Genomic DNA, 12,476 nt, shown 5'->3' on the forward strand with positions numbered 1-12,476 from the left:
CCAAGGTCCAAGCACCCCTCCGGCCCGTAGCCACCGGCCGCGAGCCCAGTTCAGCTTTCCGGCTCGAACCGCTTCGTCTGCGTGAGCCCCGCGGCACGCCCCTTGGCCGCCACGACCAGGGCCATCTTCCGCGACGCCTCGTCCAACATCTCGTCGCCGAGCATCACCGCGCCGCGGCGCTCCACCGTGGTGGCGTGTTCGTAGGCGTCTAGGATCAGCTCGGCGCGGTCGTAATCCTCCTGGGTCGGGGCGTAGGCCTCGTTGGCCGCGGCGACCTGCGACGGATGCAGCACCCACTTGCCGTCGAAGCCGAGGGCGGCCGTGCGGCCGGCGGAGCGGCGGAACGCCTCCACATCACGGATCTGCAGGTAGGGCCCGTCGATCGCCTGCAGGCCGTGGGCGCGCGCCGCCGTCAGAATGCGCATCAGCACGTAGTGGTAGGCGTCCCCGACGTCGTATCCGGGCGGCTGCTCGCCGACCACGAGCGTCTTCATGTTCATCGACGCCATGAAGTCGGCCGGACCGTAGACCAGCGTCTCCAAGCGGGGCGACGCGGCCGCGATGGCGCCGATCGACTGGAGCCCGCGGGCGTCCTCGATCTGCGCCTCGATGCCGATCCGCCCGAGGGGCAGGCCCACGGCGCGCTCGATCTGCGTGAGCAGGAGGTCCAGCCAGGACACCTGCTCGGGGCCGGTGACCTTGGGCAGTACCAGGCAGTCGAGTTCGGCTCCGGCGCCCTCCACGACTGCGATCACATCGCGATAGGTCCAGGGGCTCCCGAGGTCGTTGACGCGGACCGTGCGGATCCTGCCGCCCCAGCCGCCCTCGCGCAGCGCCGCGACGACGTTCTCCCGCGCGCGCTCCTTCTCCAGCGGGGCGACGGCGTCCTCCAGATCGAGGAAGAACGCGTCCACGTCCAGCCCGCGCGCCTTCTCGATGAACCGCGGGCTGGACCCCGGCACCGCGAGAACCGATCGGCGTGAACTCGACGCCACCGCACCCATGTACCACTCCTGAGAATCGACGGGCTCCGCGCGAACCATCCTCGCAAACCGTGCGGTGGGTTCGGGGCTCGCCGCCGTGCGTGTGGCGAAGAACGGCGCATAGAGTGCGTTTCGGCGCGAAAGTGCGAAAGCGTGCCGCGGGCAGGGGCGGAAGGAGTGTCCACGTGGACCGTGATCTGAAGGTCTATCCGGCCAGCGCACACTGGGGGACCTACCAGGTACTGGTGGACGGCGACCGCGTCGTGGGCGTCCGCCCGGACCCGGCCGACCCCGCTCCGTCCCCGATCATCGAGAACACCCCCGAGGCGCAGCACCACCCGAGCCGCGTCGCCCGCCCCGCGGTGCGTCGGCGCTGGCTCCGCAATGGTCCCGGGCCGGACGACCGGCGCGGCGCCCCCGACGACGAGTACGTGGCCGTGGACTGGGAGACCGTGCTCGACCTGCTCGCGGGCGAGTTCGACCGGGTCCGCACGGCGTTCGGCAACGCCGCGATCTACGGCGGGTCGTATGGGTGGGCGAGCGCTGGTCGGCTGCACCACTCCCAGAGCCAGCTGCACCGCTTCCTGAAGCTGATCGGCGGGTACACGCGCTCCAAGAACACTTACAGCCACGCTGCCGTGGAGGTGCTGGTCCCCCACGTGGTCGGCGCGCGGGGAGCACACGATCTGCTGGAGCGACCGGCCACGTGGGAAGCCATCGCCAAGCACACCGACCTCATCGTCACGTTCGGCGGACTGCGGATCTCCAACACCTGGACCTCCTCGGGCGGTCGCGCCATCAACACGGCCGAGCCGGACATGCGCTCCGCGAGTGAGGCGGGGGTGCGCACGGTGTCGATCAGCCCGCTGCGCGACGACACCCTCGCCGACATCGGCGCCGAGTGGCTCCCGGCGGCCCCGGGCACCGACACCGCGATCATGCTCGCGCTGATGTATGTGCTGTTCGACGAGGGCTTGGCGGACCTGGCTTTCCTGGACCGCTACACGGTGGGTGCCCACGTGCTGCGGCGGTACGTAATGGGGGAGACCGACGGCGTCGCCAAGAGCCCGGAATGGGCGGCGGACCTGTGTGAGCTGTCGGCGGGCACGCTGCGCGACCTGGCCCGGCGGATGGCGTCCGGCCGGACCCTGATCAACGTGGGGTGGTCGGTACAGCGGGCCCGGTACGGCGAGCAGCCGCTGTGGGCCGGAATCGCGCTGGCGGCCTGCCTCGGCCAGATCGGCCTGCCCGGCGGCGGCTTCGCCACCGGCTACGGCTCGACCGGCCGCCACGGCGGCGGCGCCACGCCCGGCGGCCTCCCCCGGATGCCTCAGGGCGCCAACCCGATCGACTCGTTCATCCCGGTCGCGCGCGTCGCCGACATGCTGCTGCACCCGGGGGAGAGCTACGACTTCGACGGCGAGCGCCGCACCTACCCCGACATCCGCATGGTGGTGTGGTCCGGCGGGAACCCCTTCCACCACCATCAGAACCTCGCCCGCCTGACGCGGGCGTTCGGGCGTCCCGACACCGTCGTCGTGGTTGAGACCCACTGGACCGCGACGGCCAGGCACGCCGACATCGTGCTGCCGTCCACGACCACGCTCGAACGCGACGACCTCACCGCCGGACGCGGCGACCTGCGCCTGCGCGCAATGCCGCAAGCGGTGCCGCCCCACGGCGAAGCACGCGACGAGTACGACATCTACGCGGCACTCGCCCGACGTCTGGGCGCCGAGCAGGAGTTCACCGAGGGCCGCACCTCGGGGGAGTGGCTGCGGTACATCTACGAGCAGTGGCGCGAACGGCAGCCGGAGGACGTGCCGGACTTCGACGCTTTTTGGGCCGCTGGCAGCATCGACATCCCCGGGCGTGTCGGCGACGAGACGACCTTCGGTGACTTCCGCACCGATCCCGACGCCCACCCGCTGCACACCCCGAGCGGGCGCATCGAGCTCTTCTCGGAGATGATCGAGTCCTTCGAGTACGCGGACTGCCCCGGCCACCCGGTGTGGCTGCCCTCGGAAGAGCGTTTCGGTACCCAGCGGGCCCAGCGCTGGCCGCTCCTGATGATCGCCAACCAGCCGAGCGGACGCCTGCACAGCCAGCAGGACATGGGAGCCCACAGCAGATCCCAGAAGATCACCGACCGCGCCCCTCTCCGGGTTCACCCGGATGACGCGGCCGAGCGTGGGCTGCGGAGCGGGGATGTCGTGAAGGTCGTCAACGACATCGGTAGCTGCCTCGCCGGGGTCGAGATCAGCGAGGAACTGCGCCGGGGCGTGGTTCAGCTGTCGACCGGCGCCTGGTACGACCCGTCAGCTCCCGGAGTGGCCACCTGCGTCCACGGCAACCCGAACGTGCTGGCGCGCGACATCGGCACGTCCGCCTTGAGTCAGGGGACGACAGCCCAGCACATCCTGGTCGAGGTAAAGAAGTACGAGGCCACCCCGCCCCCCGTGCGTGCCTTCGACCCACCAGAGCTCGCTGCCCTCGAACCAGAGGATTCGCCCAGGACGTGACCTGCGCTCGCCGCGCAGCCGTGGAATCTCCGCGTGCGCGGAGCTTTCTTGGACAGCTCCAGCAGCCCGGTTTCTTCCAGCGGTCCATCTCCGCGTGCGCGGAGCTTTCAGCAATCGACCTGCACTAACCCGGCTCGTTATCCTCTCGCGACCTTAAGCGCGTCCGTTGCGGTCGTTGTCTGTCCGCGATCCCCAGCGTATTCCCCTGGTCTTCGATCAGGTACGTAGAGCTGATTCTCGACGCCTGCGCTGTCATTCCTCGTACCTCGGTACCCCCGCGTCGCTTCGGCATGCGGCGGTTGGTCTGCGGAGCCGCTTCCCGCCTGCTGTCCGGGTTCCCTCGAAAATGAACATAGGTTAGCCTCTACTAAGTTGTGATGAGACTGCGTGGTCGGAGGGGTGCGGTGTCCCAGCGGGCGTGGTGGCCTGTGCCCGGCCCCCTGGATGGGGTGCGATGAGCCTGGATCGCACCTTTACCGCTGCTGCAGGCAACTCCGGCCATGTTGAGGACTTCTCACTCACCGCGAGCGCGCTGGACCTCCGGACCCGGGTACATGGTCGGACGCATGCCATGCGGGTGGCCGGGATTCTGACCGCGCTGGGTGTCCTGGCTCTGTGCGTGGTGCTGAGCATCGCCATCGGCGCCGAGCCGATTCCGCTCGCTGCCGTCTGGCACGCGCTGTGGGGCCCCGAAGGCTCCTACGGGCACAGCGTCATCTACGAACTACGTTTCCCCAGAGCCATCCTCGGTGTGCTCGTCGGTGCGGCGCTCGGGGTCGCTGGCGCGCTCATGCAGGCATTGACGCGCAACCCCCTGGCCGACCCCGGCATTCTTGGAGTCAACCAGGGCGCTGCGGCCGCCGTAGTGGTCGCGATCGCGGGCTTCGGCCTGGCCTCCCGCGACGAGTACGTGTGGTTCGCTTTCGCGGGCGCCGGGATCACCGCCTTCCTCGTGTACGCGCTCGGCTCGCGTGGGCCCAGCGGCGCGCCCCCCGCCCGGCTCGCACTGATTGGCGCCGCCGTCGCCGCCCTCTTACAGGGGCTGATCTACAGCGTGATCGCGCTGGGCTCCTCCACCTTCGACCGCATGCGCTTCTGGCAGGTCGGTACGTTTGCCGGACGCGATCTGGACGTCCTCATGAAGGTCTGGCCATTCCTGGCCATCGGGCTGGTCACCGCCCTCCTGCTTGGCCCCGCCCTGAACGCCATCGCGCTCAGTGACGACCTCGCTGCCGCCTTCGGCGACCGGATCGGCCTTGCCCGCGCCGTCTCCGCCCTGAGCATCGTGCTGCTGTGCGGTGCCGCGACCGCTACCGCCGGGCCGATCTGGTTCGTTGGGCTCATCGTGCCGCATGCCGCCCGCGCCATCGTCGGTCCTGACCAGCGTTGGGTTCTCCCGTATTCGGCCCTGCTCGCGGCGATCTTGCTGACCTCGGCGGACACTCTGGGCAGGGTCGTGCTTCCCAGCGGCGAGTTGCACGTCGGCATCCTCACCGCCGTGATCGGCTGCGGCTACCTCGTCGGGTTGCTCTACCGTGAATGGCGGACCGGACGTGCCTGACATCCGTGACATCCGTGACCCGAAACGACCTCGCCAAGGAGAGACGATGTCCCAACCGTCCCGGTTGTGGGGAGAGAACCTGACGCTCGCCTACGACCAGAGCGTCATCTCCCGGGATCTGGGGATCACCATCCCGGACTCCTCCTTCACCGTGATCGTCGGGCCCAACGCCTGCGGTAAGTCGACGCTCCTGCGTGCGCTGTCGCGGATGCTGAAGCCGGTGTCAGGCGCCGTTCACCTCGACGGTCAGCTGATCAGCGCCTACCCCTCCAAGGAGGTCGCGCGCCGACTCGGCCTGCTGCCGCAGTCGTCGATCGCGCCGGACGGCATCACCGTCGCCGACCTGGTGGCGCGCGGTCGCTACCCCCACCAGAAGTTCCTCAAGCAGTGGTCGCGCGCCGACGAGCGGATCATCAGCGAGGCGATGGAGTCGACGGGCGTCGCCGAACTGGCCGACCGCATGGTCGACGAACTGTCCGGCGGCCAGCGCCAGCGCGTCTGGCTCGCCATGGTGCTGGCCCAGCAGACCCCCCTCCTCCTGCTCGACGAGCCCACCACCTACCTGGACATCGCGCACCAGATGGACGTGCTGGACCTGTGCGCGGAGCTGCATCACGAGCGCGACTACACGCTGGTCGCGGTGCTGCACGACCTCAACCACGCCTGCCGGTACGCCACCCACCTCATCGCCATGAAAGACGGCCAGGTGGTGGCCGAAGGCGACCCCGCCGAGATCATCACGGCCGACCTGGTGGAGGAGGTCTTCGGGCTTCCGGTCCGGGTGGTCCCGGACCCCGAGACACAGACCCCGCTTGTCGTCCCCGCTGATCGGCGCGGCACGATCGCCCACCGGGCCGCCCGCCGCCGGGACGCCGACGCCTTCGGCGCGGCGAGCGACAGCGGCCCCGACGCCGAGGTCGCCGGGGTGGGCGAGTCCGGCGCCGCATGACCCGGCTCCCGGAACGTGAGCGGCTGTAGCGCCGACGCCCGCGGCGCCGCGGACGTCGGGGCGGCCCCGCCTACCCGCCGCCCAGCAGCTGTTTCGGCTCCGGCCCGGCCTCCCACGTGCGCTCGGCCTGGTCGATGAGCGCGCGCCCGGTCGTGACCTCGGATCCGACCAGGGCACCGAGCGTCACGAGGGTGGCGTCGCGGCCGGTCGCGCCTGCGGGGGCCAGACGCCGCGCGTTCTCGTTCAGGTAGGTCCGCAGCGCCACACCGTCCTGGTGGTCGCCCAGAATCTCCTGCAGCTCGGTGGCCCATGCGCGGATGCGCCGCGCCGGTGTGCCCAACACGGGCTGAGCCAGGGTGGCCGCGTAGCGGGTGCGTTTGGCGGCCTTGCGAACGTCATGCCAGGCGGTGACGCGCGACTCGGCGTCGGGGGCGGTGATGGCGCGCTCGTGGGCCGCGTCCATGCGGCGGCAGGCGCGCTTGACGTCGGACCGCAGGATGGCGGGTGCCTCCCGAAGCGCCTTCTCGGTCAGCGGCGGGTCGCCGCGCAGCCGGTCGAGCTCGTCGAGCAGGGAGAAGTACCGCGTGCGTGACAGCTCGCGGACGATGCGCGAGTGCGCGCTGCGCCGCTGGTCGTCGAGCACACTGAGCCAAGCGTCGGTAATCGCCTGGCCAGCGGCCCGCTCCGGCAGCTCGGCGAGCCGAGTCGCGCACCGCGCGCGCAGCACCTCCAGGTCGCGTGCGGTGCCGAGCACACCGGCCAGCCATCGCAGCTCGTCGGCGATCGGCCGGGTCGCCTCCCGGTCGATGATCGACGGGAACACCTGGAGCACCGTGCGGATGCGGCGCGTGGCCACCCGCATCTGGTGGATGGCGTCCTCCTCGTCCAGCCGAACCCGAGGGTCGTAGTCGAGCAGCCGCTCCACCTGGTCCCACAGGTAGCGGAGTACGACATCGCCCGCGCTGCCGCCGTCGGGGCGGGGGATGGGTGGCGGCACGCGATCACCCAGCACGAACAGGAGTTTGGACCCGCTTTCCGAGGGTGCCGCCCCGGCGCTCACGAGCCGCTCCCCTATGTGCCGCTGCAACCTCCTGGTCCCGGAGGAGGCCAGTTCGATCTCGACCTCCCGCCACGAGCAGCAGCGCGTCGCCGACTCGTCCTCAGCACCCACGAGGACTTCTCCGCTGACTGCGTCGTCGGCGAGCAAGACGAGCGGCTCGTCGGGCTTGTTTAGCAGCGCGTACTCGGTCCTGTCGGTGCTGATCCGAGCGGCTGGAATCAGCGGGGCGCCCCGGGATGCCGAAGCCACGAGGCGGGCCAGCCGTGCCGGGACCCGCCGACCGTGTTTTCCCAAGGGCGCGTGGAACTCCCTCTTCGCGTCCGGCCCCCAGGGGATCTTGAGGTGCCAACCTGCGTCCGGCCCTCCCGTGCGGCGGCGCAGCGTGATGCGGCGTGCGGCCAGGCGCATCTCCTCGGTGTCGAAGTAGGTCGCGACCAGTCGGTGCTTGGCCGAATCGATGCCGCCGGGTGCCAGGTCGGTGAGGTCCGGAAGCTCGAAGTCCGTGCTGACCTCGTACTTCGTCTCGATTTCGATGTGTTCCTGCACCGAGTGTCCACCTCCGGCGCCTGTGTGCCCGAGGGGTGCGGTAGGGCCTACGAAACGCAAGGGACGAGATATGGATCGTCTATAACAGCGAATTACCCACCCCCTGTGCGTCTCAGTCAGGACGGCGGACATGGTTGGGCGCGTCCGCCCGCCGGTGGGGAGGAGACCGGCACGTCGGGCCGGTCCCCGTGAGCACGGCGGGCGGATCGCGGCGCCGGAGCGCCCTCTACCGCAGGGGTTCCGGTAGCGGATCGGCATGCACGACGTGCAGGGCGCTGACCGCACGGGTGAGGACGACATAGAGGCGGTGCAGGCCGCGCGGCTCGGCGGCGACGATGCGGGACGGTTCGGCGGTGACGACGGCGTCGAACTCAAGGCCCTTGGCCAGGGAGGCCGGGACGCACACCAGCCGATTGGCTTCCAGCGCGTCGTCGGTCTCGCCGAGGACATCGGAGTCGAGCCCGGCCGCGGTCAGCATCCGGTGCAGGTCGGTGATGTCGGCGTCGGCGGCGATCAGCCCGACCGACCCCTCGCCCTTGAGCGCGGCGCGGCAGGCATCGACGACGGTGGCGCCATAGGACGCTGCCGTGGCAGGTGACACGCGCAGCGACCCGGGGGAGCGGCGGACCGCGACGGGGGCACCGAGGCCGGGGGCGATGGCCGGGAGCAGGCGCGCCGCGAAGTCGATGATCTGGGCGGGGACGCGGTATCCCCGGTCGAGCACGGCCAGCCGCGCGTCCGGCTTGCCGAGATGGTGCAGGAGTGTGGGCCAGTCGCCCGTGGCCGAGGGGCTGGTGCCCTGGGCGATGTCGCCGAGCACGGTCGCCGACCCGCTGGCGGCGCGGCGGCCGAGCGCGCGGCACTGCATGGGGCTGAGGTCCTGGGCCTCGTCCACAACGAGGTGGCCGATGGTCTCGGGTCGCTCGATGAGCGCCGCCGCCTCGTCGATCAGCGCGAGGTCTGCTTCGGACCACTTCGCCGACTTCGGCCCGCGCGGGCGGCCGGGAAGCATCACGGCGGCCTGCTCCTCGGGCGAGAGGATGCCGTCGGCGGCTCGGGCCAGCCGGTCGGCGTCGGTGAGCAGGCCGAGGACGAGCTTGACCGGGTCGGCTTTGGGCCACACGGCGGTGACCGCCGCCTTCACCGCAGGGGTGCGCCGAACCTGGTCGTGGGTGCGGTCGTCGCACGCCTCACCGGCCGCCTCCATCTGCGACAGGATCGTGTGCGCGATGCGGTGCGCCAGAAGGTCCCGGCCGGAGCCGTAGCTGACGCCGCGTTCGCGCAGCTCGTCGAGGAGCGCGGCCAGCTCGTCGGGGTAGAGGCGCCAGCGGCGCGATCCGCGCTGGACCACCAGGGTCGCGTCGGGCTCGCGCAGGCGCGACCACAGGTCGCGCCGGATCACCTCGGCCATGCGGGCGTCGCCCTTGACCCGGGCCGTGTCCGCTTCGTCGGTGCGGCGCACGGGCACCGTCTCCAGCAGCTCGCGCACGGTGGTCTGCGTGACATCGACCTCGCCCAGCGCGGGCAGAACGTTGCGGATGTAGGAGAGGAAGGAGCGGTTCGGCCCGACGATGGCGACGCCCGACCGGCTCAGCCGCTTGCGCTCGGTGTAAAGGAGATAGGCGATGCGGTGCAGACCGACGGCGGTCTTGCCGGTGCCGGGCGCGCCCTGGACGCACAGGGTGGTGTCGAGCTCGGCGCGCACCAGGTCGTCCTGCTCGGGCTGGATGGTGGCGACGATGTCGCGCATGGGGCCGGTACGCGGGCGCTCGATCTCCGCGGTGAGCAGCTCCCCGCCGAGCTGGGAGAACTCGGGGAAGCCATCGGTCAGCGACTCGTCCTCGAACGCGGTGAGCTGCGCGTTGCCGTCGAACCCGTAGCGTCGCCGGCTTCGGAGGTTCATCGGGTTCTGCGGGGTGGCGCGGTAGAACGCGACGGAGATCGGCGCCCGCCAGTCGAGCACCATGGCCCGGCCGTGCTCGTCGTGGACGTGTCGGCGCCCGATGTGCAGCCGATCGACACCGTCCGAGGCTGGTGCCTCCACACCCTCCTGACCGTCCTCGAACACGGTGCCGGGCTCGAAGTCGAGGCGGCCGAAGAACAGGGGGGTGTCGGGGATGTCCTCCAACGCCTCCGCGCGCAGTGCGCGGGCCTGTTGGAGCACCTGGGTGGAGACCCAGTCACCGAAGACGGTGGGGGTCTCGGTGGCGAGAACGTCGTCCCGCATCCGGCGCAGCGCGGCACGGGAGGCGGCGAGGTGTTCGCGTTCGGCCTGTATCTCGGGATCGACGGCAGGGGATGGCTCGGGGACGCTCATGGAGGGCAGACCTCGGGGCTCGAAGCGGACGGGACATACGGCGGCAATTGGGGTGCGTGGGTCCCGCCCCGGGGCCGATGCCAGCCGGTTCGTTCCGATCCTCAGCGCATAGCAGTGGACGCCGCCGACACAGAAGAACCGGATTCTAGTTCACGGCCCCGGCCAACGCCACACGATTTTCTCGTGCGCGGTAGGGGGCTCGGCGCCGGTTGGGTAGAACGAGCCGTTCCTAGAAAACCCTGTGCTCGCCTTACCAATGCCATGCCGTTGTGGCACGGCCACGACGAAGATCACCATTGCGGACGATGACGCGGTGGGCGATGAGCGGCCGGGTCCTGGATGTCCTTGCGAAGGATCGCTTCCATGGTGAGCTGGCGGCCGCCCGTGCCGCGTATGTAGCACGCCAGCGTGGATGGTCGGTGATCGCAACGGAAACCCGTACGCCCATGTTCACTATGGCCGACGCTGCCATTGAGATTCCGCCTTGAGGCCGCCGCCTGCTCGGGCGCGCGACGAGCTGATTCCCGCTACCCCCGCCTCACGTACTACAGTGCGTCGTAGTCGTGTTGGCAAGTGCCGACCCGACCTGTGGGAACGGGACGGGCGCGCGGGGACCGGGAGGAGGCGGATGCAGCTGTGATCGGTGGGCTGACCGCCACCATTGAGATCGCTTCACTGGCCATCGCCGTGTGGACCCTGATCTCCACCTTCCGGAACCGGTCGATGGACACCTGGCACCTCATCGGCATGGGCCTGCTGTGGCTGCTCCTCCTCGGCCAGGCCGTGGTCTCCGTGGTCCTGATGGTGGGTGGCGAGCGCCCCGCCGAGATGGCCACCTTCGTCGCCTACCTGGCCACGGTCGTGCTCATTCCCCCGGCGTGCGCGCTGTGGGGGCTCATGGAGCGTACGCGCTGGGGACCGGCGGTCATCGCGTTCGCGTGCCTGATCCTGCCGGTCATGATGGTCCGCCTCGAACAGATCTGGGACCCCTCTCTTGTCTGACATCGCCGTGAGCCGGTCCGGTCCGGGGCGGGTGCTGGTCGCGGTCTACGCCGTCTTCGCGCTGGCCGCCACCGCCCGCGCCGCCGTGCAGATCCTCACCCGGTTCGAGGAGGCGCCGCTGGCCTACCTCCTCTCCGCGCTGGCCGGGGTCATCTACATCGTCGCCACGGTCGGCATCGCCCGCAGCGACCGGACGTCGCACCGCATCGCGGTCGCGTCCTGCAGCATCGAGCTGCTGGGGGTGGTGACCGTCGGCGCGTTCAGCGTCCTCGACCCCGCCGCCTTCCCCGACGACACCGTCTGGTCGAACTTCGGCAGCGGCTACCTCTTCATCCCCCTGGTGCTTCCCGTGCTCGGACTGCTGTGGCTGCGGCACGTCCGCGGACGCGAACGGTCAAGCGCCTCCACCTCGTAACCCGCCCCCCGATTCACGGCACCGCCGATCCGCTACCGCGACCGCGTCACGGGCGGGTATATCTTGTGCGCCATGGCACACCAGCAGCACGATCCGGCACACCTGCCCGTCGTCGTCACGGCCTCGTGGCTGGCGCGCAACATCGATGCCGTCCGGGTCGCCGACGTCCGCTTCTACCTCGACGGCCGCTCCGGCCGCGACGCCTACCTCGGCGGTCATCTGCCCGGCGCGGTGTTCGCCGATGTGGATACCGATCTCGCCGCACCGCCCACCACCGGCGGCGGACGCCACCCGCTGCCCACGCCCGGGGACTTCGCCGCTGCCCTGGGCCGCCTCGGGATCGGTGATGACACCCCCGTGGTGGCCTATGACGACGCCGGGGGATCGATGGCCGCACGCCTGGTCTGGATGCTGCGTGTCCTCGGCGGCTCCGCCGCGCTCCTCGACGGCGGCATCCAGGCGTGGACCGGTGCCCTGGAGACCGGCGCCGTCACCCCCGAGCCCCGACCGCGGACGCCGCGCCCCTGGCCCGCCGACCGCGTCGTCGACACCGCGACCGTGCGGTCCGCGACCGCCGACCCGTCCCAGCTGCTCCTCGACGCCCGCGTGCACGGCCGCTACACCGGAGCCGAACCGGCCCCCGTCGACGCGCGCGCCGGCCACATTCCCGGAGCGCGCAGCGCCGCCTGGCCGGACAACCTCGCCGAGGACGGACACTTCGCCGCGCCCGAACGTCTCCGCGAGCGGTTCGCCGCTCTCGGAGCCGACACCGCCACCACCGTCACCGCCTACTGCGGATCCGGTGTGACCGCCTGCCACGACCTGCTGGCCCTGGAGCACGCCGGGTTCACCGGCGCGCGCCTGTACCCGGGCGCGTGGAGTGCCTGGGCCGCCGACGGCGAGCTTCCGGTCGAGACCGGGGACGGTGCACCGGGAACCAGCGCCGGTTGAACGTGATCTGACCCGGGGCCGGGATCTGCCCCGGACCGGGCAGCGCGACGCATGGCGTCCCCGCGCGGTTCCCCCGCTTCCTGTCCGGGGTCGGCCAGGTCAGGGGTGTGCGGGCAGCCGGATTGTGATCTCTGGTCTGTACGCTCTACTCGCCGACGGGCCGGACGAAT

General features: G+C 70.8%; 9 protein-coding genes. 6 read left to right on the top strand and 3 right to left on the bottom strand.

The window, feature by feature from the left end:
• Window positions 1–50: 50 nt before the first annotated feature.
• A complete protein-coding gene (locus ABD259_RS03425) occupies window positions 51–1,004 on the bottom strand; it encodes an HpcH/HpaI aldolase/citrate lyase family protein (RefSeq protein WP_344160112.1) in 954 nt (317 codons plus the stop codon).
• A 164-nt stretch (window positions 1,005–1,168) separates the two neighbouring features.
• Between ABD259_RS03425 and ABD259_RS03430 the strand changes: the two genes are divergently transcribed.
• The 3 genes from ABD259_RS03430 to ABD259_RS03440 all read left to right on the top strand — a co-directional run bounded on the left by ABD259_RS03430 (window position 1,169) and on the right by ABD259_RS03440 (window position 6,015).
• Window positions 1,169–3,505, top strand: a complete 2,337-nt coding sequence (locus tag ABD259_RS03430; protein WP_344160115.1) for a molybdopterin-dependent oxidoreductase — start codon at window positions 1,169–1,171, stop codon at window positions 3,503–3,505.
• 454 nt (window positions 3,506–3,959) lie between these two features.
• Window positions 3,960–5,066 (top strand): FecCD family ABC transporter permease, encoded by a 1,107-nt coding sequence (locus ABD259_RS03435; protein WP_412759329.1) that lies wholly within the window; start codon window positions 3,960–3,962, stop codon window positions 5,064–5,066.
• Window positions 5,067–5,112: 46 nt separating this feature from the next.
• Window positions 5,113–6,015 (top strand): ABC transporter ATP-binding protein, encoded by a 903-nt coding sequence (locus tag ABD259_RS03440; RefSeq protein ID WP_344099073.1) that lies wholly within the window; start codon window positions 5,113–5,115, stop codon window positions 6,013–6,015.
• A 70-nt stretch (window positions 6,016–6,085) separates the two neighbouring features.
• Here ABD259_RS03440 and ABD259_RS03445 read toward each other — a convergent pair whose 3' ends face one another.
• Window positions 6,086–7,621 (bottom strand): CYTH and CHAD domain-containing protein, encoded by a 1,536-nt coding sequence (locus ABD259_RS03445; protein WP_344099071.1) that lies wholly within the window; start codon window positions 7,619–7,621, stop codon window positions 6,086–6,088.
• A gap of 226 nt (window positions 7,622–7,847) precedes the next feature.
• Window positions 7,848–9,938, bottom strand: coding sequence for a HelD family protein (locus ABD259_RS03450; protein ID WP_344160118.1), 2,091 nt, complete (start codon window positions 9,936–9,938; stop codon window positions 7,848–7,850).
• Between the two features lie 636 nt (window positions 9,939–10,574).
• On the opposite strand from ABD259_RS03450, the gene ABD259_RS03455 reads away from it, so the two are divergent.
• The 3 genes from ABD259_RS03455 to ABD259_RS03465 all read left to right on the top strand — a co-directional run bounded on the left by ABD259_RS03455 (window position 10,575) and on the right by ABD259_RS03465 (window position 12,306).
• Window positions 10,575–10,940, top strand: a complete 366-nt coding sequence (locus tag ABD259_RS03455; RefSeq protein WP_344099067.1) for a hypothetical protein — start codon at window positions 10,575–10,577, stop codon at window positions 10,938–10,940.
• Window positions 10,933–11,355 (top strand): hypothetical protein, encoded by a 423-nt coding sequence (locus ABD259_RS03460; protein ID WP_344099065.1) that lies wholly within the window; start codon window positions 10,933–10,935, stop codon window positions 11,353–11,355. The genes ABD259_RS03455 and ABD259_RS03460 overlap by 8 nt, the downstream gene beginning before the upstream one ends.
• A gap of 72 nt (window positions 11,356–11,427) precedes the next feature.
• Window positions 11,428–12,306: a sulfurtransferase gene (locus ABD259_RS03465; RefSeq protein ID WP_344099063.1), complete on the top strand. Its 879-nt coding sequence runs from the start codon at window positions 11,428–11,430 to the stop codon at window positions 12,304–12,306.
• Window positions 12,307–12,476 lie beyond the last annotated feature (170 nt).

Origin of the sequence: Nocardiopsis rhodophaea, from assembly GCF_039530945.1 — a bacterium.
Classification (GTDB): domain Bacteria; phylum Actinomycetota; class Actinomycetes; order Streptosporangiales; family Streptosporangiaceae; genus Nocardiopsis_C; species Nocardiopsis_C rhodophaea.

Coding starts and splice junctions, on each gene's coding strand:
- ABD259_RS03425 (WP_344160112.1), bottom strand. CDS start 1,004: ATGGGTGCGGTGGCGTCGAGTTCACGCCGATCGGTTCTCGCGGTGCCG.
- ABD259_RS03440 (WP_344099073.1), top strand. CDS start 5,113: ATGTCCCAACCGTCCCGGTTGTGGGGAGAGAACCTGACGCTCGCCTAC.
- ABD259_RS03435 (WP_412759329.1), top strand. CDS start 3,960: ATGAGCCTGGATCGCACCTTTACCGCTGCTGCAGGCAACTCCGGCCAT.
- ABD259_RS03450 (WP_344160118.1), bottom strand. CDS start 9,938: ATGAGCGTCCCCGAGCCATCCCCTGCCGTCGATCCCGAGATACAGGCC.
- ABD259_RS03465 (WP_344099063.1), top strand. CDS start 11,428: ATGGCACACCAGCAGCACGATCCGGCACACCTGCCCGTCGTCGTCACG.